Source organism: Halorussus gelatinilyticus (assembly GCF_023238445.1).
In the GTDB taxonomy this organism is placed as follows: domain Archaea; phylum Halobacteriota; class Halobacteria; order Halobacteriales; family Haladaptataceae; genus Halorussus; species Halorussus gelatinilyticus.
Genome location: NZ_CP096658.1, coordinates 2,089,014 through 2,108,407, shown reverse-complemented (window position 1 = coordinate 2,108,407; position 19,394 = coordinate 2,089,014). Strand labels below are relative to the sequence as shown.

The 19,394-nt window shown below is 67.8% G+C and carries 26 protein-coding genes and 1 tRNA gene; 11 read left to right on the top strand and 16 right to left on the bottom strand.

Annotated elements, in window-relative coordinates; all coding sequences use genetic code 11:
* Window positions 1-35: 35 nt before the first annotated feature.
* The 7 genes from M0R88_RS10830 to truD all read right to left on the bottom strand — a co-directional run bounded on the left by M0R88_RS10830 (window position 36) and on the right by truD (window position 3,836).
* Entirely contained in the window at window positions 36-356 is a 321-nt protein-coding gene (locus tag M0R88_RS10830) for a KEOPS complex subunit Pcc1 (protein WP_248653524.1), read from the bottom strand.
* Window positions 357-369: 13 nt separating this feature from the next.
* A complete protein-coding gene (locus tag M0R88_RS10825; protein WP_248653523.1) occupies window positions 370-504 on the bottom strand; it encodes a DNA-directed RNA polymerase subunit P in 135 nt (44 codons plus the stop codon).
* Entirely contained in the window at window positions 501-782 is a 282-nt protein-coding gene (locus M0R88_RS10820) for a 50S ribosomal protein L37ae (RefSeq protein WP_248653522.1), read from the bottom strand. Before M0R88_RS10820 ends, M0R88_RS10825 begins: the two co-directional genes overlap by 4 nt.
* 160 nt (window positions 783-942) lie before the next feature.
* The gene (locus M0R88_RS10815) at window positions 943-1,110 is read right to left on the bottom strand and encodes a DUF8015 family protein (RefSeq protein WP_248653521.1); all 168 of its coding nucleotides are present in this window, start codon (window positions 1,108-1,110) and stop codon (window positions 943-945) included.
* A gap of 169 nt (window positions 1,111-1,279) precedes the next feature.
* Window positions 1,280-2,029 (bottom strand): DUF2103 domain-containing protein, encoded by a 750-nt coding sequence (locus tag M0R88_RS10810; RefSeq protein WP_248653520.1) that lies wholly within the window; start codon window positions 2,027-2,029, stop codon window positions 1,280-1,282.
* Window positions 2,030-2,095: 66 nt separating this feature from the next.
* Window positions 2,096-2,452, bottom strand: a complete 357-nt coding sequence (locus tag M0R88_RS10805) for a zinc ribbon domain-containing protein (RefSeq protein WP_248653519.1) — start codon at window positions 2,450-2,452, stop codon at window positions 2,096-2,098.
* A gap of 43 nt (window positions 2,453-2,495) precedes the next feature.
* Window positions 2,496-3,836: a tRNA pseudouridine(13) synthase TruD gene (gene truD / locus M0R88_RS10800; protein WP_248653518.1), complete on the bottom strand. Its 1,341-nt coding sequence runs from the start codon at window positions 3,834-3,836 to the stop codon at window positions 2,496-2,498.
* 132 nt (window positions 3,837-3,968) lie between these two features.
* Between truD and M0R88_RS10795 the strand changes: the two genes are divergently transcribed.
* The 5 genes from M0R88_RS10795 (at window position 3,969) to M0R88_RS10775 (ending at window position 7,317) form a co-directional block, all read left to right on the top strand.
* Window positions 3,969-4,214, top strand: a complete 246-nt coding sequence (locus M0R88_RS10795; RefSeq protein ID WP_248653517.1) for a hypothetical protein — start codon at window positions 3,969-3,971, stop codon at window positions 4,212-4,214.
* Between the two features lie 233 nt (window positions 4,215-4,447).
* Complete coding sequence (locus M0R88_RS10790; RefSeq protein WP_248653516.1) at window positions 4,448-5,095, top strand: helix-turn-helix domain-containing protein; 648 nt, start codon at window positions 4,448-4,450, stop codon at window positions 5,093-5,095.
* Between the two features lie 64 nt (window positions 5,096-5,159).
* The gene (locus M0R88_RS10785) at window positions 5,160-5,807 is read left to right on the top strand and encodes a helix-turn-helix domain-containing protein (RefSeq protein WP_248653515.1); all 648 of its coding nucleotides are present in this window, start codon (window positions 5,160-5,162) and stop codon (window positions 5,805-5,807) included.
* A gap of 70 nt (window positions 5,808-5,877) precedes the next feature.
* The gene (locus M0R88_RS10780) at window positions 5,878-6,312 is read left to right on the top strand and encodes a DUF7344 domain-containing protein (RefSeq protein WP_248653514.1); all 435 of its coding nucleotides are present in this window, start codon (window positions 5,878-5,880) and stop codon (window positions 6,310-6,312) included.
* A gap of 93 nt (window positions 6,313-6,405) precedes the next feature.
* Window positions 6,406-7,317: a diacylglycerol/lipid kinase family protein gene (locus M0R88_RS10775; protein WP_248653513.1), complete on the top strand. Its 912-nt coding sequence runs from the start codon at window positions 6,406-6,408 to the stop codon at window positions 7,315-7,317.
* A 61-nt stretch (window positions 7,318-7,378) separates the two neighbouring features.
* On the opposite strand, the gene M0R88_RS10770 is transcribed toward M0R88_RS10775, so the two are convergent.
* From M0R88_RS10770 to M0R88_RS10745, 6 genes are all read right to left on the bottom strand, one after another.
* The gene (locus tag M0R88_RS10770; RefSeq protein ID WP_248653512.1) at window positions 7,379-7,873 is read right to left on the bottom strand and encodes a hypothetical protein; all 495 of its coding nucleotides are present in this window, start codon (window positions 7,871-7,873) and stop codon (window positions 7,379-7,381) included.
* Window positions 7,874-8,009: 136 nt separating this feature from the next.
* Window positions 8,010-9,971, bottom strand: a complete 1,962-nt coding sequence (locus tag M0R88_RS10765) for a DUF2070 family protein (RefSeq protein WP_248653511.1) — start codon at window positions 9,969-9,971, stop codon at window positions 8,010-8,012.
* A 131-nt stretch (window positions 9,972-10,102) separates the two neighbouring features.
* Window positions 10,103-10,651, bottom strand: a complete 549-nt coding sequence (locus tag M0R88_RS10760; RefSeq protein ID WP_248653510.1) for a GMP synthase subunit A — start codon at window positions 10,649-10,651, stop codon at window positions 10,103-10,105.
* A gap of 115 nt (window positions 10,652-10,766) precedes the next feature.
* A complete protein-coding gene (locus M0R88_RS10755; protein WP_248653509.1) occupies window positions 10,767-11,423 on the bottom strand; it encodes a hypothetical protein in 657 nt (218 codons plus the stop codon).
* 55 nt (window positions 11,424-11,478) lie between these two features.
* Complete coding sequence (locus M0R88_RS10750) at window positions 11,479-12,114, bottom strand: DUF7097 family protein (protein ID WP_248653508.1); 636 nt, start codon at window positions 12,112-12,114, stop codon at window positions 11,479-11,481.
* A gap of 137 nt (window positions 12,115-12,251) precedes the next feature.
* Window positions 12,252-12,809, bottom strand: a complete 558-nt coding sequence (locus M0R88_RS10745) for a sugar O-acetyltransferase (RefSeq protein ID WP_248653507.1) — start codon at window positions 12,807-12,809, stop codon at window positions 12,252-12,254.
* A 236-nt stretch (window positions 12,810-13,045) separates the two neighbouring features.
* Here M0R88_RS10745 and M0R88_RS10740 point away from each other — a divergent pair, with 236 nt between their 5' ends.
* Window positions 13,046-14,569, top strand: coding sequence for a 2-isopropylmalate synthase (locus M0R88_RS10740; RefSeq protein ID WP_248656697.1), 1,524 nt, complete (start codon window positions 13,046-13,048; stop codon window positions 14,567-14,569).
* 448 nt (window positions 14,570-15,017) lie between these two features.
* Here M0R88_RS10740 and M0R88_RS10735 read toward each other — a convergent pair whose 3' ends face one another.
* Entirely contained in the window at window positions 15,018-15,296 is a 279-nt protein-coding gene (locus tag M0R88_RS10735; protein ID WP_248653506.1) for a hypothetical protein, read from the bottom strand.
* A gap of 111 nt (window positions 15,297-15,407) precedes the next feature.
* Between M0R88_RS10735 and M0R88_RS10730 the strand changes: the two genes are divergently transcribed.
* Together M0R88_RS10730 and M0R88_RS10725 are read left to right on the top strand one after the other, a co-directional pair.
* Complete coding sequence (locus M0R88_RS10730) at window positions 15,408-15,914, top strand: TspO/MBR family protein (RefSeq protein ID WP_248653505.1); 507 nt, start codon at window positions 15,408-15,410, stop codon at window positions 15,912-15,914.
* Window positions 15,915-16,081: 167 nt separating this feature from the next.
* The gene (locus M0R88_RS10725) at window positions 16,082-16,519 is read left to right on the top strand and encodes a hypothetical protein (protein WP_248653504.1); all 438 of its coding nucleotides are present in this window, start codon (window positions 16,082-16,084) and stop codon (window positions 16,517-16,519) included.
* Window positions 16,520-16,610: 91 nt separating this feature from the next.
* On the opposite strand, the gene M0R88_RS10720 is transcribed toward M0R88_RS10725, so the two are convergent.
* Window positions 16,611-16,696 (bottom strand) — tRNA-Ser (locus tag M0R88_RS10720).
* A gap of 102 nt (window positions 16,697-16,798) precedes the next feature.
* Between M0R88_RS10720 and M0R88_RS10715 the strand changes: the two genes are divergently transcribed.
* From M0R88_RS10715 to M0R88_RS10705, 3 genes are all read left to right on the top strand, one after another.
* On the top strand, window positions 16,799-17,749 hold the full coding sequence (locus M0R88_RS10715) for an AAA family ATPase (RefSeq protein WP_248653503.1): 951 nt from the start codon (window positions 16,799-16,801) through the stop codon (window positions 17,747-17,749).
* Between the two features lie 190 nt (window positions 17,750-17,939).
* Window positions 17,940-18,464: a response regulator transcription factor gene (locus tag M0R88_RS10710; protein WP_248653502.1), complete on the top strand. Its 525-nt coding sequence runs from the start codon at window positions 17,940-17,942 to the stop codon at window positions 18,462-18,464.
* A gap of 61 nt (window positions 18,465-18,525) precedes the next feature.
* Complete coding sequence (locus M0R88_RS10705) at window positions 18,526-18,678, top strand: hypothetical protein (RefSeq protein ID WP_248653501.1); 153 nt, start codon at window positions 18,526-18,528, stop codon at window positions 18,676-18,678.
* Window positions 18,679-18,885: 207 nt separating this feature from the next.
* Here M0R88_RS10705 and M0R88_RS10700 read toward each other — a convergent pair whose 3' ends face one another.
* On the bottom strand, window positions 18,886-19,386 hold the full coding sequence (locus M0R88_RS10700; protein WP_248653500.1) for a DUF7519 family protein: 501 nt from the start codon (window positions 19,384-19,386) through the stop codon (window positions 18,886-18,888).
* Between the last annotated feature and the right edge of the window lie 8 nt (window positions 19,387-19,394).

Here is a 19,394-nt window from a genome sequence, read left to right as displayed (position 1 = left end):
AGAATCACCCAGCGAGAGAAAACTCGGTCGAGCCGTCAGGCGAGATTCGACGTTCGTTCGGCGACTTCGACCAGCGACCCCCACGTGTTACAGCCGGCGCGGAGCGCCACGAGGTCGTCGGCGACGACGCGGACGACCACGGCGTCGTCCTCGCGTTCGACCGCCGCGGCCGAGCGGTCGCCGTCGATTTCGCCGACCTCTCGGGCGACCGAGCGGGCGACGACGCGGGCGCGAGCGGGCGACTCGTACTCGAATCGCAGCGTCGCGTCGTGGGGTCGGTCGCCCGGCAGGTCGCGGCCCCGAGGCTCACCGGTCGCGTCGCGCGAGCGAGACGGGTCCTCAGAAGAATCGCCCATGAAGAAAGGCGAATCAGTGAACGTCGATTTCCTTCACGTCGCGGCTCCGCTCCTTCAGGAGGACGCGGTGGCCGCAGTACGGACAGCGGACGCCGCCGTACTCGTCGAGTTCCACGTCGCGCTTACACCGCGAACATTTGTAGCTCATTCTTCGTCTTCGCCGAGCGCGGCACGGATGGAGCGCGTGACCGTCCGGCCGGCGGGCGTCTCGGGACGGTACGTGCCGCCCGCGTACTTGTATCCGCAACTGCTACACTGCCAGATGCCGGTGCCCTGCCGGTCCACGTCGTCGGTCCCGCACTCGGGACAGGTGTGGTCGGCGTTCATGTCGCTCTCGATGTCGGCGACGCGCTTGCGGGAGACGCGGCCGTATCGCGCGCCGAAGCGACCGGCGCTTCCGGTTCGGCTCTTCCTGTTTTCGGCCATAGTACTGCGGATTTGTCCCGGCGCGCTGATAAAGCCTTTGAGTCGAGGCGGCCGTCGGCGACCCTCGGAGTCGTCGGGGCTTCGCCGCTGGTCGGTCCACCGAGCGGACGGTCGGGTCTCTCCCGAACGGGCCGGTTAGCTCCACTTCCGAACGGGCCGGTCACTCCCCGATGTCGGCGGGCGGATTGAACAGTTCGTGGCCGATTACCGCGAGCGAGGCGATCATGCCGGCGATAGCGCCGGGAAGCCCCGTGAACTGGCCGACCAGAAACCCTCCCCCGGAGAGCAGCGGGATAGCCGCGAGGACCGCGTCGTAGTGGCTGACCATTGCGTAATTAGATATAATTACCATCCCCAAGAAGGTTGGGGCTCCCCGCCAGAAAGTACCTCGTCCGACCCCACTGACGCGCGCCAACACCAAAGCTACGCGGTGCGTAATCCGGCGTGAAAATCCGACTCGCACGACAACCGCGGCTTAATGCCACCCCTCGGCGGACTCAGGCCGACTGAAGCCCGGCCTCGGCCAGCGCGTCGTTGAGGTCCGCCCGGACCTGCTCGCCGCGCTCGCGGTCCATCGCGGTCGTGACGACCCGGTTCTCTTGGACGCTGGAGCCGTCGCGCAACAGCATCCGGACGTTGCCGTTCTCGTCGGCGCGGGTCGCCTTCGCGCGGACGCCGGTCCGACTGCCCGAACCGCCCGCGTCTATTGGACCGGGAATTATCTTCTTGACGTGCGGGTGGCCCGCGACGGTCTCGATGGCCGTCCGGCCCGCGCGGTCGCCGATGAGCGTCGAGTGACTCCCGCCCAACTTCTCGGCGGGGGTCGCTTCCACGACCTCCAGCGCGCGGTCGTCCCGCCGCGCGAGGACCGTCTCGACGGGGCCGTCGGCGTCCGCCCCGCCGCGACCAGCGTCGCCGATGCGGTAGAACGTGTGGTGCAGTTGACTCCGCGTCGAGCGAAGCACGTCGCGGTCGCCCGCGGCGTACACCTCTTCGGGGCGCTTGCGCCGCACTTCGTCGGCGACCCGGCCCGCGAAGTTCCGGAGTTCCACGACGCCGGCCTCGCCGCCCTCCTCGGGCGTGGTCGTGACGTGGGTCTCGCCGACGACCTCCTCGTCGTCTAACATCGTCAGCGTCGCCCGATCGCGGTCGAGTTCCAGCACCACGGCGTCGGCGTTGGACGTCCGACAGACCAGGCAGTAGTCGCCCGGTCGTTCGAGCGGGGACGCGCAGTGCCGACATTCCATGAGCGGACGTTACTCCGAGGCGGATTTAACTTCCCTGCTTTTCGCGCTCGACTTCGACTCCGGTCGCTAGCTCGCGCTCGTGGTCTCGGTCTCGACCGCCGCGTGCGGGAGTTCCGTCCCGCAGTTCTGGCAGTAGCTCGCGTCGGCCGCTACCGAAGCCCCGCACTCGGGGCAGGCGGTACCCTCGCGCAGGACCCGGCGCTGGGAGTCGTTGAGGTACTTGTATCCGCCGTAGACGAGGTTGACGAGACCGAACGACCACCACCCCGTGAGGAGGGCCAGAATCAGGTGGACGCCGAGGCTCCCGACGTTGCGCTTGACGAGGACGACGCGCTCGGGCGTCTCGGACTCGATTCGCCACCCTTCGGCGATAGCGTCGTCTATCCGACGCTGGAGACTCTCGGTTCTGTTGGCGTAGCTCATGCGGTCGGAACTGCTACGACGCCATCCGGGATATGGTTTGAGGCTACTCCGCTGCGGGGTCGGTCTTCAGGAACTCCCGGAGGACCACCGTGGCGTACGACCCCTTCGGGAGCGCGAACTCGAAGGTCAGCGCGTCGTCGCGCGCGATTCCGAGGTCGGACCGAACCAGAATCGCGCGCCGGGTTCCCGTCGAGTGGAACTCGCCCGGCAGGTCGAAGTCGCCCGGTTCGAGGTCCAACTCGTCCAGTACCTCGCGCTCGATTTTCCCCGGTTCCCCCTCCCCGAGTTTCGTCTCGGTCCCGAGTAGCGGCGCGGTCACGAAGGCCCGGCCGCGCTCGCAGTGGCGCGCGACCGTCTCGACCCGGCGCTCGGTCACGCGCTGTTCGCGGTCGGGGTCCGGCAGGGCCAACCCGTCCACGTCGTCGGCGAAGCAGGCCACGTCGCCCGCGACCGGGCGGTGGAAGGGCAGGCCGCGGTCCAGTCGCTCGCTCAGGATGCGGTTGAAGGCGTACGACTGGGCCGCGTTGACGAACAGTCGCTGGAGGTTCGAGGGCACGGCTTCGAGCGCCGCGCGGAACTCCTCGGGACCGTCGCCGCCGGACTCGACCAGTCGGTTCGCCATCGCGCGCTCGAAGCCGAGTCGCGGCGGGATGGCGTCGAGGACGGCCTGCCAGTCGCGCTCGGCGAAGGCGTCGTCGGCCTCCCGGCGGGCGCGCTGGCTGTCCTCGGGTTCGGTCTCGTAGGGGTTGGCGACGTAGCTTCTGACCGCCTCCTCCCACTCGCCGCGGACGACGTGAAGGCCGACCTCGTGGGTGATGGGGCGACGGCTCCCGAACCGCTGTTGACCGAAGAAGTTCGGGACGCCGACCGCGCCCGGCGACTCGTCGGCCCAGTCGGCCAGTTGCGTGCGAATCGCCTCGGCGTTCTCCGGGTTCTCGGAGTCCCGGACCGTAATCTCGAACTCGTTGCCTGCGAGGTCGCCGAACTCCAATCCGCGGCCCGCGCGACCCAACACGTCGATGTCGGCGTCGTAGACCGACACGTCGTCGAGGTCCGCCGGGTCCACTTTCCGGAGCGTGAACAGTTGGGTCGTGACGGCGTACTTGTCCTTGGTGCCGGCCCACGAGACGCGCTCGCGGCTGATTCCCAGCGCGTCGGCGAGGCGCTTGGCGAAGTCGTTGGTGTCCCACTCTCGCAGCGTCGCCCGGACGACGAGGTGAGGGTACGCCCCCGCGTCGGCGTCGGCGGGTTCGGCGTCGAACCGCTCGATTTCGCGGACGCGGAAGTCCTCGGGAGAGGCCCGGAGTCGCCCGCCCACGCCGTCGCCGTCGCTGACGAAGGATTCGATGCCGACCGCCGCCTCGACTGGGTACGCCTCGCGCATTCGAGCGTGTTTGGGAGTCGGACGGCTTGTATCTGACTTCCCGCGACGGGTCTTCCGAGTCCGACCGTTCGAGCGGAATCCGACTCGCGTACGACCCAAGACCTATGCCCGGCCACCTGAAACGATTCGAACATGACCGGTCGAAGCGGACCGATTCGGCGAGCGAGCGGGGGAGAATCGTCGTCCGGAAGCCTCGGTTCGACGCTCGTCACCGCCGTCGCAGTCGCGGCGGTGTTCGCCGGGGTCGGCGTCGTCGCCAAACTCGTCTACGACGCGCTCCCGCCCGGCCTCGCGTTCCCCGGTTTCGTGGTCGCGCTCGCCGTGTCGGGTTTCGGCGGTCTCTACGCCGTCCTCCGGCTTCGGGACCGTCTGGGATAGCCGCCGCCCGCCGACCGCGAGCGCGCTCAGACACCACAAGACCTATTTACAGTGCCCGAAATGCCGTGAACACCGCGGGTAGGGGTACCTTGCGGTGTTCTTTCGACGCCGATTCGCCAGTCGCGTCGCTCGGCCCGGACCGAGTCGCGGGACCGGCGACCGCCGGGCACGACGGGAGACGGCAGTTCAAACGAAGCGAGCGATTGATATGTGGCGCGACGATGATGGTAGCAATGAGCGTGCTGACCGCGTTCACCGTCCCGGGGGACGACTTTCTGCTGGGATGGACGCTCGAACGCGCGCCCGAGATGCAAATCGAGATAGAGCGAGTCGCCGTCGAGGACGAGAGCGTGACGCCGTACTTCTGGGTCGCGGGCGAGGACTTCGAGCGCTTCGAGGCCGCGCTGGCCGACGACCCGACCGTCGATAGAAGCGTCGAACTGGAGGACCACGGCGACCAGCGCCTCTATCAGGTCGCGTGGAAGCGCGACGCGAAGAGCCTCGTCTACGCCGTCTCGGAGGTTGACGCGACGATTCTACAGGCCGAGAGCGACGGAACCGACTGGTCGGTCGAACTCCTCTTTCCCGACGACGAGGCGGTCTCGGCGTTGCAGGACTACGCCGCGGCTCACGACCTATCCTTCGAGTTGCGGTGGCTCCACGACTCGGCCCACCCGGAGGCGTTCGGCCAGTACGAAGTCACCGACGAACAGCGCGAGGCGCTGGTCACCGCCTACCGATTGGGCTACTTCGAGGTGCCCGGCGAGGTGTCGCTCGGCGAGTTGGCCGACGAACTCGACATCTCGAAGAACGCCGCCTCCGCTCGCCTCCACAGGGGCTACGCCAACCTCGTGGAGAATACGCTCGTCCACGACGAGTGACGCGAGTGCTACCGCGAACGGATACACTGATTATCGCCCGACCCCACGTAGACACTGACACCGCATGGGAATAGTCACCGAATTCGCGGTCCCCGCCGACGATTTCCTGCTCGCGTGGACGCTCGACGCTCTACCGGACGTTCACGTCGAAATCGAGCGAGTCGCCGTCGAGGACGACGCCGTGACCCCCTTCTTCTGGGCGAGCGGCGTCGATTTCGAGGCGTTCGAGGCCGCGCTGGAGGACGACTCGTCCGTGGCCGACCCCAGTACCGTCGAGACCCACGAGGACCAGCGACTCTATCAGGTCGAGTGGAGGCGCAACACCGAGGGCATCGTCTACGCCATCTCGGAGAGCGGCGCGACGGTGCTGCAAGCGACCAGCGACGGCGGAGTGTGGACCGTCGAGACGCTGTTTCCCGACAGCGAGGACCTCGCTTCCTTTCAGGACTACGCCGCGGCCCACGACCTCTCCTTCGAACTCAAGCGACTCAGCAAGTCGGCCCACCCCGAGGCGCTGGGCAAGTACGGCGTCACCGACGAGCAGTACGATGCGCTCGTTGCGGCCTACCGATTGGGCTACTTCGAGGTGCCGAGCGAGACCGACCTCCGCGGCGTCGCCGACGGACTCGACATCTCGAAGAACGCCGCCTCCGCCCGCCTCCAGCGCGGCTACGCCAACCTCGTGGAGAACACGCTGATACACGACGAGTGAGCGCACATAAACGGTGTGAATAGTCCTCCGACAGACGGAGTTCCCGCCCCGGAGTACTCCCAACCAGTCGATGACGGGCGACGAACTCGACGAGACCGACGACGACTCGATTTCTACCGACACCGCGTTCGGCGTGCTGGCGAACGTATGGCGACGACGCGCGTTGTCCCTCCTCCGGGGTGCGCCGGGCGATTCCGACCGAGATAACACCGACCGAGCCGACCCTGACCGAACCGACGCCGACCCGACGACCGTCGAGCGACTCGCGGACGAACTGACCGACGGCGGAAACGACGCCGGAGACGGCCGGTGCGAACTGCGCGGAGAGACGGCTCGCAGCGTCCGGATAGACCTCGCTCACGTCCACCTGCCGAAACTCGACGACGCCGGTCTGGTCGCGTACGACCACGACTCGGGGCGCGTCCGCTACCGCGGCGACCCGACCGTGGAGCAATTGCTCGACGCGGCCGCGTCGATGGAATGTGCCGGCCCGGCCAGCGGGTGAGACCGACGCGCCGACCGCTCGCGGCGCGGACCCGTCCCGAAACGGGACGGGTCCGGCCTCCGAGCATTTAGGCGACTGGCCCGTAGCGGGGATATGACTCGTGAGACCGACCGCCGACTGGTTCTGAACCCGACCAGCGGCGGCGGCACCCACGTCGAGCGCGTCAGGGACCTCGCCGACGAGTACGGGTTCCCCATCGTGGAGACCGAGTACGCGGGCCACGGCACCGACCTCGCGGAGGCGGCCGCCGCCGACGGCGTGGAGACGCTGGCGGTCTGCGGCGGCGACGGAACGCTCCACGAGGTCGTGCAGGGCCTCGTCACGGCCGACGCACTCGATTCCGTGACGCTGTGCGTGATTCCCGCGGGGACCGAGAACTTCTTCGCGCGGGACCTCGGCATCCGGGACCTGGCGACCGGCTTCGAGGTCGCGGCCGAGGGCGAGACCCGACGCCTCGACCTCGGGGTCGCCGGCGACGAACCGTTCGTCCTCTCGGCCATCGCCGGCTTGCCCGCCGACGCGAGCGCCGCGGCGACCCACGACCGCAAGAACAGCCTCGGTCCGGTCGCGTTCGTCGTCGCGGGCATCGAGGAGGCGCTCGACTTCGACGGCCTCCGGGTCGAAATCGACGCGGTGGACGACGACGGCACCGAACGCGAGTGGGTGGGCGAGGCCGAGGCCATCCTCGTCGGCAACGCCCGGAAGTTCGCCGAGGAGGGCGGGCAGGCCGACGCCGAGGACGGCCTGTTGGAGGTCACGATAATCGAGACGCTCCCGGCCCGCGACGCCCTCGTGGAGTACGTCGAACAGCGCGTCTTCCAGTGGGAGACCGACCACGTCACCGAACTCCACGCCCGGCGACTCGACTTCGAGAGCCTCGACGGCGAGCCGGTGACGTTCAGCCTCGACGGCGAGATTCGGGAGTTCGAGGAAGTCACCCTCGACACCCGGCCGGGCGCGCTCGGAGTGAAGGTCGGGGACGACTACGAGTCGAATCCGGAGTGAGGTCGGTGGTCTCCCCGAATCTCGGTCTGACTGAATCCGCGACGGGCCGTCTCGGGTGGCCCTACGCTCGCGACGGCGGGGGTGTCAACTCGTCGCCTTCGTCGCCGGGAGTTCGGAATCTCGACGCTGCGATGCCGGCACCCACGAGCAATAGCCCGCCACCGGCGAGCAGGAACGGCTCTGCACCGAGGACGAGCATGACGGACTCCCCCTCGAAGCCGGGGGCTCCGGGCGAGAACTCTCGATAGAGCGGTCTCGTCGGCGACCGGAGGAAGGGACCTACTGCTCGGAACGCGTAGAACAGGACGATACCGCCCGTCGCGAACGGGACGCTCGCCAGACGCTTCCACCGAAGGGCGGCAACCGCACCGCCGACGCCGACGACACCCAACTGGACGAGCAATATTTCCTCTCGATTCAGATCTCCACCCCATCCCGCCGTGATCGTCCCCTCGTACCCCGGTGCAACGTGGACCAGTCCCTGATACACGCCGATTACGATGGCCGTACACCCAGCGACAGCCATCACCACCGGAACGAGTCGTCGGTTTTCCATGTCCGGGTTTGGTTTAACTAACTCTTAAATGTTGCTCCACTTTCAAAACAATCGCCGTCCCGTTCCGACCTTCCGGAGCTATCCCGTCCCGTTCGATCTACAGTGTCTCGACGAGCAGTCCGAGTCGAACCCCGACTCACGACGCCGCGACGAAGAAGATGAGCAGGCTCACCGCCATCGCGGCCAGCACCACCGTCGCGGCCAGCGCCGCGCCCATCGAGATGACCGCGTTGGCGTGGCTGGCCAGCGTCTCGGTCCGGTCGTTGCCGAACACCGTCACCTCGGCGCGCTCGCTGGCCATCCCCGCCTCGACAGGTTCGAGGTCGTCGGTCGCCTCGGCGACGAGGCGGTCGATGACCGCGACGAGTTCGTCTTGGTCGATGGCCTCGCCAACCTGATTCGAGGCCTCGACTTGGTTGACGACGTGGGTGTCGGTGGTCATGACTTCGACCGCGTCGATGCGCGGGAGCGGTGCGCCGTCGGCCGCCACTTCCGCGGCGTCGGCCGCCGCCGAACCGTCCGCGGGCGCTTCGGCGGCCGCCGAGTCGTCGCCGGTCAGTCGCGCGACGATGCGGTCGCGCAGGCCCGGTTCCATGTTGTTGCCGTCCACGAGGACGTACGCGGTGCGGTGGTCGCCGACCTCCAGAATCGAGACCCGGACTCCGAGCGGACCGATGCCGTCCAGCGGTTCCCAGTCGGTCTCGTCCCACGCGACGCCCATCCGGACCGGACCCTGCTCGGCGGCGGCGAGTCTGTCGCCGGTCTCGCCCGCGGCCTGCATCATCTCGAAGGAGCGCTCGCTACCGGGGTAGACGTGGCCGAGGTCCGGGCCTTCGAGTCCGTTGTTGCAGTTGTGGGCGTCCACGAGCATCACGTCCTCGACGCCGGCGGAGCGCGCTTCCGCGGCCGCGGAGAGACCGACCGCGTACTCCACGTCGTCGGCGAACTCCGGGGAGTAGGTCGCGACGAGGAGCGCGTCGTCGCCGAACGCCTGCCCCATCATCTTGGCGTCGCCCTCCCGTACCCTGACCGCGCGGGTCGCGGTGTCGTGGTACTCGATGTCCTCGTAGGCGTCGTTCGCCGTCTCGATGAGGGTCTCGACCTCGCGCTCGGTGACGAGGTTGAAGTCGTGGCCCGCGGTCGCGTGGGGCGGGAACGCGACGCCCTCGGCCGACTGGGCGACGCGCTCGGGCAGGTTCCCGCCGCCGATTTCGCCCATCGGACCGGGGTGAATCATCGGCAGGACGAACCGGGCCTTCTCGGTCTCGTCGTCGGCGCTCCGGAACGAGAGGACCGTCACGGGCACCACGGCCTCCTCGCCGATGTCCTCGAAGAAGCCCTCCAGTTCGTTGGTTCCCTCCGCGATGTGGCCGATGAACCCCCGGAGGAAGTCGAGGACGCTCACGCCGAGGCTCCGCTTCCACGGCCGGTCGATGAACTTGACGAACGCCCAGACCGCGAAGCCGTAGATGAGACACATCACGCCCAGCAGGGCGAAGTCCACCGGAACGATGACGCCGAGTTCCGGCGGTGCCTCGTCGGCGCGCATGAACACGACCTCGACGAGCGGGCCGCCGCCGACGTAGAGGTACTTCATCGTCCCGCTGTAGATGAAGAACAGCAGGGCGGCCGCGCCGGTCTGGATGCTGGCGGGAATCGCGGCGACGACGACCGACCGGCCCGAGACCGCCATCACGACCAGCAGGCGGAGCGCGAACACCGAGGCGACGCCCACGATGAGCGCGTCGAAGACGAACTGCTGGCCGAGTCGGGGCGTGAAGACCGCTATCGCGCCCGCCGCCGCCATGATGGCGACGATGATGCCCTCGCAGGTCAGCGCCAACAGCGACGACCGGTTGTAGGTCAACTGGCCGCCGAGGTAGCGGTCTACCGGGGTAGTCAGGAGACTGGCGGCGACGGTGGGGACGCCGATGAAGAAGACCCCCTGCCACGCGTCCTCCAGCACGAACCGCGAGTCGAACGCACCGACGCCTGCGACCGCCGCGATGACGAGCGCGAACGTCACGCTGGCGTACCACTTCGGGGCGCGGAAGATGTACCGCGACAGGCTGGCGAGGTCGCCCTGCGTCGCTGTCATACTCGGGTCTTTCGGCGGGGAAGGATAAAAGGTACTACTCGGCGACTCCCCAGTTAAAAACCGGACAACTCGTCGGGCGACTCGTCAGCGCGACCCGTCGGTCCAGCGCTCACTCGCAGTCGGTCCGACGCTCACTCGCAGACGGCCCGGAAGTTCTCGAACACTTCCTCGCCCTCCTCGGTGTGGGCGACTTCCGGGTGCCACTGGACGCCGTAGAGGTCGCGGTCGGGGTCGGCCATCGCTTCGACGCCGCAGACGTCGCTTCGTGCCGTCCGAGCGAAGCCCTCGGGCACTTCCTTCACTTCGTCGGCGTGACTGGCCCAGACGCGGGTCTCTGGCGCGAGCGACCCGACCAGCGGGTCCTCGTCGTCCAGAATCTCGACCGTCACGTCGGCGTAGCCGCCGTACTCGCCTTCGCCGACCCGGCCGCCCAACTCGTCGGCGACGACCTGCATGCCCAGACAGATGCCCAACACGGGCACGTCGAGGTCGAGGTAGTCGGCGCAGTTGCCGATGTTCTCGATGTCGGGACCGCCGGAGAGGACGAGTCCGTCGGCGTCGATCTCTTCCGCCGGGGTCGTGTTGTCGATGATTTCGGTCTCGACGCCCATATCCCGGAGCGCGCGATGTTCGAGGTGCGTGAACTGCCCGTGGTTGTCCACCACGACGATGCGAGTCATTGCCCGAGCGTAGTGAGTAAGCCCACAAAAGGAGTTCGAAGACGCGAGCCACGCCGCCAGAGAGGAGTCAGCGGCGTCTCGGAGACCCGGCCGTCCCCGTTCGAGGGACGCCCCGTCAGGTATCGTCGGTCGCGTTCCCCGCCGTCTCGTTCCCGAGCGCGGCCGGAGCGCCGTCCGCCGTCGTCTCGGTGCTCGCCGTCTCGTTCGCTTCGAAGGTCCGAATCGTGTCGAGCATGTCCTTGCTGAAGTACTCGCTCAGTTGCGGCGGGAGTTCGTGAATCGTCACCTGCGCGTACCCGTCGCAGTACTCGCCACCGGCGATGCGGTACACCGCCCCGACCGGGACGGGGCTTTCGAGGTGTATCCGCGACTCGTTGACTTCGCCGATGTCGTCGTCGCCGAAGATGCCGGTCGATTGGGTCGGTTTCACCACCAACGCGTTGCGGGCGAGCCACTGGTCCTCGGTCTCCGGGAAGCACAGCGGCGGGGGTCGCGTGCCCGGCTGAATCGGACCGCCGACGACGACGATGCGGTACACGAGGTCCGCGTCGAGGATGTCGCCGCGCGGCAACACCGCCTGAAGGTAGTTGATGGGACCCTCCTCGTTCGTGTCGTCGCCGCCGTCCGTGCCGTCCTGCGCAGTTCTCGCGCCGTCCGACTCGCGGCCGCGCGTGCGGGACCGCAGACCGCCGAGTCCGGAAACCCCGAGCAGTCCCGCCCCGCTCGCCCGTCGAAGGAACGAACGCCTGTCGAACGTCGAGTCGTCGGTCACGTCGGTCGAACGGCCGGGAGTTCAATAAGGATTGTCGCCGACCGGCCGCAGTGGGCTACTCGCCGCGCTCCGCGTCGCCGCGGTCGCCGCCGTTTTTCGCGTCGCGGTCACCGCCCACGTCGAACCGGTCGGCGGCCGACTCGAAACTCGCCTCGGACTGCTCGCGCGAGCGTCGGCCCTCCTTCTCGGCGATGGCTTCGGGGTCGGGATTCACGTCGTCGTCGATGCGCGCCCACGACTTGTGGACCTTGGCGTGGCACCACCGACAGAGGAAGACGGTGATCTCGTGACCGAGCGTCTCGCCCTCGCCCGCGTAGGAGAGGTGGTGCTCTTCGAGGAGCGGGCGCTCGTCGGAGTGGGCCATCCGGCGCTCTTCGAGGCCACAGCGGATGCACTCGCGCTCGCGGTTCCGGCACCGGTAGTGGGAACAGTCCTCCCAATTCCAGTCTCCGTCTCGCGGGTCGATTCGCTCTCCGCTCGACCGTTTCGAGGCGCACAGCGCCTCGCTATCGGGGTCGACAGCCGGACACCGCAACTCGTCGCGGCGTCGCTCGCGGGCGAACTCGGGGTCCTGCTCGGGATGCTCGAAGGCGAACCGGCACTTGCCCTCGTCGGTGAGGTGGTCGCAGACCCCCGCGTGGTCGTAGGGGTCGTCCACGCCGACCGGGGTTCCGGCGGGCGTCTCCTTCATCGCACGGTGGTTGTTCGGCCTCGGATAAAAGTACCCCGTCGGCGACCCGTGTCGGTGTCGGGCGTGGCGGGTCTCGAAGCGTCGGGCGTGGCGGTCTCGAAATGTCTGTCGTCACTGAGGAGCGCGTCTCGGTGTCGTCACTCGATTTCCTTCACCACGGTCGCCGGGTCCCCCTGCACGACGACGCCCGCGGGAACGTCCTCGGTCACGACCGCGCCGGACCCGACGACGGCCTCGTCGCCTATCGTCACCCCCGGATTGACGACCGCCTTACCGCCGACCCAAACGTCGTCGCCTATCGTCACCGGCTCGCCGTACTCGGGACCCGCCGCTCGCTCGGCCGCGTTCAGCGGATGGGTCGCGGTGTAGACGTGGACGCCCGGCCCGAGTTGGCAGTTGCGTCCGATTTCGACCGGGCAGACGTCCAGCACGACGCAGTCGAAGTTCGCGTAGAAGTTCTCGCCGACGCGCACGTTGTAGCCGTAGTCGCACCGAAACGGCGGTTCGACCCTGCACTCGTCGCCGAGCGACCCGAACAGCTCTTCGAGGATACGGCGCCGAGTCTCGTCGTCGTCCGGCGCGGTTCGGTTGTAGCGGCGGGTGAGTTCGCTCGCCCGGTCGCGCTCGGCGACGAGTTGGGGGTCCATGGCGTCGTACAGGTCTCCGTTCAGCATCTTCTCTTTCTCCGAGACCATCCGCTACCTCCGCCTCGACACCGAAAAACGTAGGCGGTACCGAACCGGGGACGCCGAGTCCGACAGACCGGCCTGTCACAAAGCCCCCCTTAACTACTCCCCCACGAAAGCGGGAGCGTGGTCAATCATGGCCAGTGAACGATTTATTCGGGGGCTCCCCGAATAACACACCTCCCGCAGACGACGACGCACAGCACTCAGAACGCGACGAACGACTCGCGGACCGCGACCGACGGCTGTCGGACCGCGAGGTCGGGCTTCTCGACACGACGCTTCGGGACGGCGAGCAAGCGCCGGGCGTCTCGCTCGCGCCCGACGAGAAAGCCGAGATAGCGACCGCGCTCGACCGCGCGGGCGTCTCGGTCGTCGAAGCCGGGAGCGCCTGCACCGGCGACGGCGAGCGCGAGACCATCCGGCGCGTGGCCGACCTCGGGTTGGACGCCCGCGTCACGAGTTTCGCGCGGGGCGTCCGGCGCGACGTGGACCTCGCGCTGGACTGCGGCGTGGACGGCGTGAACCTCGTCGTGCCCGCCAGCGACCGCCACGTCGAGGGGAAGGTCGGCACCTCCCGCGACGAGGTGGTCGAGACGACCGAGGAGCTGGTGGCGTACGCCCGCGACCACGGTCTCTGGGTCGAGGTCATCGGCGAGGACGGCTCGCGCGCCGACTTCGAGTTCCTCGAAGAACTCGCCGAGGCCGCCCACGACGCCGGGGCCGACCGGTTCTGCTTCGCCGACACGGTGGGCCACACCGGTCCCCAGCGCACCTACGAGGCGGTCTCGCGGCTCGCGGAACTGGGACCGACCAGCGCACACACCCACGACGACCTCGGGCTGGCGGTGACCAACGCCCTCGCCGGCGTCGCGGCGGGCGCGGACCTCGTCCACGCCACGGTCAACGGCGTCGGCGAGCGCGCGGGCAACGTCGCGCTCGAAGAGGTCGCCATCGCGCTCGACCACTGCTACGGCGTCGAGACCGTCGCGACGACCGAACTCTACGACCTCGCGCGAACAGTGGCCGACGCGACCGACGTGCCGCTCGCACCGAACAAGGCGGTCGTCGGCGAGAACGCCTTCGCCCACGAGTCGGGCATCCACACCGACGGGACGCTGAAGGACGAGCGGATGTACGAACCGTACCCGCCCGAGACGGTCGGCCGGGAGCGTCGCCTCGTCCTCGGCAAGCACACCGGACGAGCGGGCGCGAAGGCCGCGCTCGCCGAACACGGCGTGGAGGTCAGCGACGACGAACTCGCGGCGGTCGTCGCGCGCGTCCAGCGACTCGCCGAGCAGGAGAAGCGCGTGACCGACGCCGACCTGCTGGCCATCGCCGACGACGTGCGGGGCCGCGAGCGCGACCGGCGCATCACGCTACTGGAACTCACCGCGACCAGCGGCGGCCCGCGACCCACCGCCAGCGTCCGCCTCGAAGTGGACGGCGACGAGCGGGTCGCCAGCGGCACCGGCGACGGCCCGGTGGACGCCGCGGTCGGCGCAGTCCGCGAAGCGGTCGCCGGGTCGGGCGACTCGGCCGCGGTCGCCGCCGACGCAGACCTCGACTCGTACCACGTGGACGCCATCACCGGCGGCACCGACGCGGTGGTCACGGTCGAGGTCGAGATGTCGCAGGGCGACCGCTCGGTGACGGTCCGGGCGAGCGACGGCGACATCACCCGCGCCAGCGTCACCGCGATGGTGAACGCGCTGGACCGGCTCCTCGTGGCGGACGAGGAGGCCGACCCCGCGACCGCCGACGACTGAGCGCTCTGAAACAGTTGTATATTTCTTTGAGGAATATTTTTCGTTCTTTGAGGTTGATAGATATTTCCAAAACACTTCGATAGCAGTCCGTCTCGGACGTGAGCCGACCGCCCGGCTGACGACCCGGCGGTCGGCGTGCGCTCGGTGACGCAGACGACGGGGACGCGCTCGGTCGGACAGGCCACCGGCGAACGCTCGACCACACCGGCCGCCGTCTGGGTGGACTGAAAGGGGCCGCGCGCTCGCGTGCAGTTTAGTCGTCTCAGCACGGCCACTATTTCGGGCGCGCAGTTCTGCGCGCCCGAAATATCCTGCTGAGCGACCGCGAGCGCGCGGGGGCTTTCGAGGCGTTCTCGGCGACGGCCCTCACGGGATTCACTGTCGATACCGGAGCTTTCGAGACCGACCGTCCGGCTACCGCGAAAACATCGGCTCGTCTAACGACGATTTATTCGTCCCGAAGCGCCTCGGCGATTGCCTCTAGCTCCGCTTTCCGGAACTGTCGCGGAGCCTCCTCCGGGTCGTCGTCGTCCAGTTCGCCGACGCTCCACAGAATCCCCGCTCGCATCTGGGGTTTCGACGGACGCCGGTTCGCCTCCGCGTCGTAGCCCACGGCCTCGCAAATCGCGGCGAGCGCCTCCTTGGTGAAACCGGTCGATTCGACGCGCTCGTACCTGCCCACCGCCGTCCGAATTTCGTTGCGGAGGGCGTCCACGGTCGGTGACATACCCACAGCAACGGGGAGACTCGTTCTGAAAGTTCCGGTCGCGCGGCGGACTTCGGCGTACAATCCTCTCGACCCCCCATCTCTTTCTCGTCGGCCGCCCTACGGATACCCATGAACGTCACCGAGACCCTGCGAGGCGGCGACGGCGAGGGCATCGACTGGCCGGTCCTACTGGGGAGCGTCGTCGTCTGCGAACTCGCCGGAATCGTCCCGTCGATTCTGACCGCCGACGAGGTGGCGACGTGGTACCCGACGCTGGCCAAACCCGCGTTCACGCCGCCGAGTTGGCTGTTCGGACCGGTCTGGACGACGCTCTACCTGCTGATGGGCGTCGCGCTGTATCTCGTCTGGCGGAGCGACGACGGCCGGCTCCGTAACGTCGCGCTCGCGGTCTTCGTCGTCCAGTTGGTCCTGAACGCCGCGTGGACGATGGTCTTCTTCGGCGCACAGGCCATCTTGGGCGGTCTGGTCGTCATCCTCGTCCTGCTGGCGGCGATTCTGGCGACGATGGCTGCGTTCGCCCGTATCGACCGCCGGGCGACGGCGTTGCTGGTGCCCTACCTGCTCTGGGTCGGGTTCGCCACAGCGCTGAACTACGAACTCTGGCGACTGAACTGAACCGGGCGAGTCCTCACGTCGGCGACTCGCGATGCCGAGACCTGAGGTATCGAGGCTCGCAGTGTCGAAACTTGCGGTATCGAAGCTCACGGTATCGAGTCGTTACTGGTCGCGAGACGGTGACAACCGTCGCCTGAGTTCGATTGGACCCCGATTACCCGCTCCATTTGCACTCCATAACAAAGGCCGACGGCGGCGTCGCTGGTGTCGTGTCGAACAGCTCCTCGTCCTACGCCGTCGGGGGCGGTCGCTTCGCGGTCGGCGCGGACCGACTCACCCTGCTCGTCGTGCTGGTCGTCGGCAAGATGCTCGACGCGGTCAGCACCGTGACGGTCCTCTCGCTCCGCGACGACGTGTACGAGTCGATGTGGTTGACCCGGACGCTGATGGACGAGTTCGGGATGGTCGAAGGCGTCCTCGTCACCGTCGTCCTCGCCGTCGTCGGCGTGGCCCTGCTGGCCGAGAGCGGCGAGGTCGTCGCCCGACTGGTCCCCGACGCGTGGGCACCGGACGGCTACCCCGCCGCGTTCCGGGTCGTGACCTACTCCTCGGCGGCCGTCTGGTACGGGTTCCTGGGCGTCCACAACTTCATGTTCCTGTTCTGAACCTCGATAGACGGGGACTGCTCTCTCGACGAAGTGTCGTTCTTACCCGACAGCGACGACGCTAATCCAGCGAAAATCGAAGAAGTTGGAGCGCCGAGGAGGAGATTTGAACTCCTGTGTCCGTGAAGGACAGTTGCTCTCGAAGCAACCGCCTTGGCCAGGCTAGGCTACCTCGGCTCACTCCTCCCTACTGCCCTCTGGCTCTTATGGATTTCGATTCCCGGCGCTTCAGTCAGGCGACCGTCACCTTCAAGCGGTCGGCCCGCCACCGGGTAGGGTATGGACGTAACCGAGGCAAACGAGCAGTGCGAAGCCGTCCTCGACGCTATCGGAAACGCCGTCATCGCCGACCGAGAGTTCCTCGAAACCGTACTCTTGGGCGCGATGGCGGGCGGACACGCCCTGCTGGAGGACGTGCCGGGGACGGGCAAGACCCTGACCGCGCGGAGTTTCGCGTCGGCGCTCGGACTCTCCTTCTCGCGGGTCCAGTTCACCCCCGACCTCCTGCCCGCGGACGTGACCGGGACCCACGTGTTCAACGAGCAGGACCGCGAGTTCGAGTTCAACGAGGGTCCAATCTTCGCCAACGTCGTCCTCGCCGACGAGATCAACCGCGCGCCGCCCAAGACGCAGGCCGCCCTACTGGAAGCGATGGAGGAGGGCCAAGTCACCGTGGACGGCGACACCCACGACCTCCCCAAGCCGTTCTTCGTCATCGCCACGCAGAACCCCGTCGAGCAGGAGGGCACCTTCCCCCTGCCGGAAGCGCAGGTGGACCGCTTCGCCGTCAAGTCCTCCATCGGCTACCCCGACGTGGACGGCGAGTACGAACTCCTGCGCCGGCGCGCCGGGCGGTCGGCCCAGAGTCCCTCGGTCGGGACCGTGCTGGACGAGCAGCTCGTGACGGAACTCCGGGAGGTCCCCGAGACGGTCCGCGTGGACGACGACCTGCTGGAGTACATGGCCAACGTCGCGCGCGAGACCCGCGAGGACCGCCGCGTGCAGGTCGGCGTCTCACCCCGCGGGACCCAACGACTCTTCGAGACGGCCCGCGCCTACGCCGCGATGAAGGGCCGTGAGTTCGTCACCCCCGACGACGTGAAGCGCGTCGCCCAACCGGTACTGGCCCACAGGGTCGTCCTGACCCCCGACGCGCAGGTCAACAACGTCTCGAAGTCCTCCATCGTGGACCGCGTGCTGGACGACGTACCGGTGCCGACGGTGGAGTGAGACCCCGAGCGCGCACCACTCGAACGTCGACTTATTTTATCGAATTACAAATATAATGTGTGTAGTAATGGAAATATGAGTAATTTATAACACCACCTATTTGCTATTTCGAGTCGAAATGGGTGCCGAATCGGAAACGTCCGCGGACGCTCGCGCCTATCGGCCGAGCGCCCTCTTAGTCGGCGAAACCGTGAGCGAATGTTCGGAGTGGCTGTCGAGTACGGACGTAACGACCGCCAGCGACGGCGAGACCGCCCTCTCCGCTGCCGACGCGGACGTAGACGTGATACTGGTTCCTCGACACTGCGAGGATGTGTCCGGCGACGAGTTCGTTTCGAAGCTACGCGACCGCGGTATCGAGGCACCCGCGGCGGTCGTTCTCTCGGAAGACGCCGACGTCGATGCGCTCGAACTCGATCTCGACGACTGCATCCGCCGGCCGCTCGCCGAGTGGAAAGTCCGGACGGTCCTCGACCGACTCGTCAAGCGCCGGCGGTACAACCGACTCCTCCAGCGATACTACCGGTTGGTGACCTGCCGGGCCGACCCCCGGAGGGACGAGGCGGCCGAGAGTGAAACTCACGCCCGAGTCGAGGCGGAGTTGCGAGAGGTGCAGAATCAACTGTCGGTCATCGAGGACGAGATGGCCCCCGACGAGTACGAAGCGCTGTTCCGGGACCTCCAGCAGGTCTTGGACGACGCGGGCGAAAGCTAATCAGGTTCACTTTCACTCCGCTTGGCTCGCTTTTATATCAATCCGGCGACCACCCCGAGGCATGGACGAAGACGCCGCGGGGGAGACGAGCGACGAGTCGGAGTCCGACGACGAGGAGCAACCCGAGCTCTCGGACCTCGACCCGAACGCCGAAGAGCAAGCCCGGAAGGTCGAACGGCAACTGCGACGACTTCAGCGCGAACTGCGCGGGTAGCGGGCCGTCGGTCGATTCGGGTTTCTCGGCGGGCTTTCGGTGATTTTCGCAGTTCAGTCTGCGGTCCTCGGGATTTCACTCGTTGTTCTCGAAGTTGGAGTGGTTGCGGAGAAGAAGCAATCCGTAGGTGCGCTTCCGGTAGTTCGCGTCACCGAGCGCGAGCGAGAAGCGAAGTCCGGGGTCCAGCGAATCCCGAACCCCGACCGGTCAGTTCCGGAGCGCCGACGTGAGGACCACCGCGGCCAGCAGGAGGAACACGAGCGCGGGCACCGGCTGACCGCCAGAGGAGACCAGATAGATGCCGTAGCCCAGCGCGCCGGCACCGACGCCGACGACCGTACTCCCCGCGGCGTGGGTCACTTCCAGTTGGGTCGTGTCGGCCTCACGACCTAACTGCTCGCCGACGTTGATGGCCTGCTCGCCGAAGTCCCACGCCAACACCGTGGCGATGACCCCCGGCAGGAGGAAGTACGGCGCGCCGGAGAACAAGCCGCCGACCAGCGCGCCGACGAGCAGTGCGGTCGCACCGAGCGTGATGGCCCGCCGAGACCCGCGGACGACGCCGAGCGCGACGACGACGAATCCGGCGACGCCGAGCGCGAGGGCCGTGCTGGTCGTGAGCGCGCTGGTGCCCGCCGCGAGCGCGGCCGCGCTGACCGCCAGCGCCGACGAGAGGCGCGCGGGCGACCGGTCGATTTCGCGGGTCACGCGACACC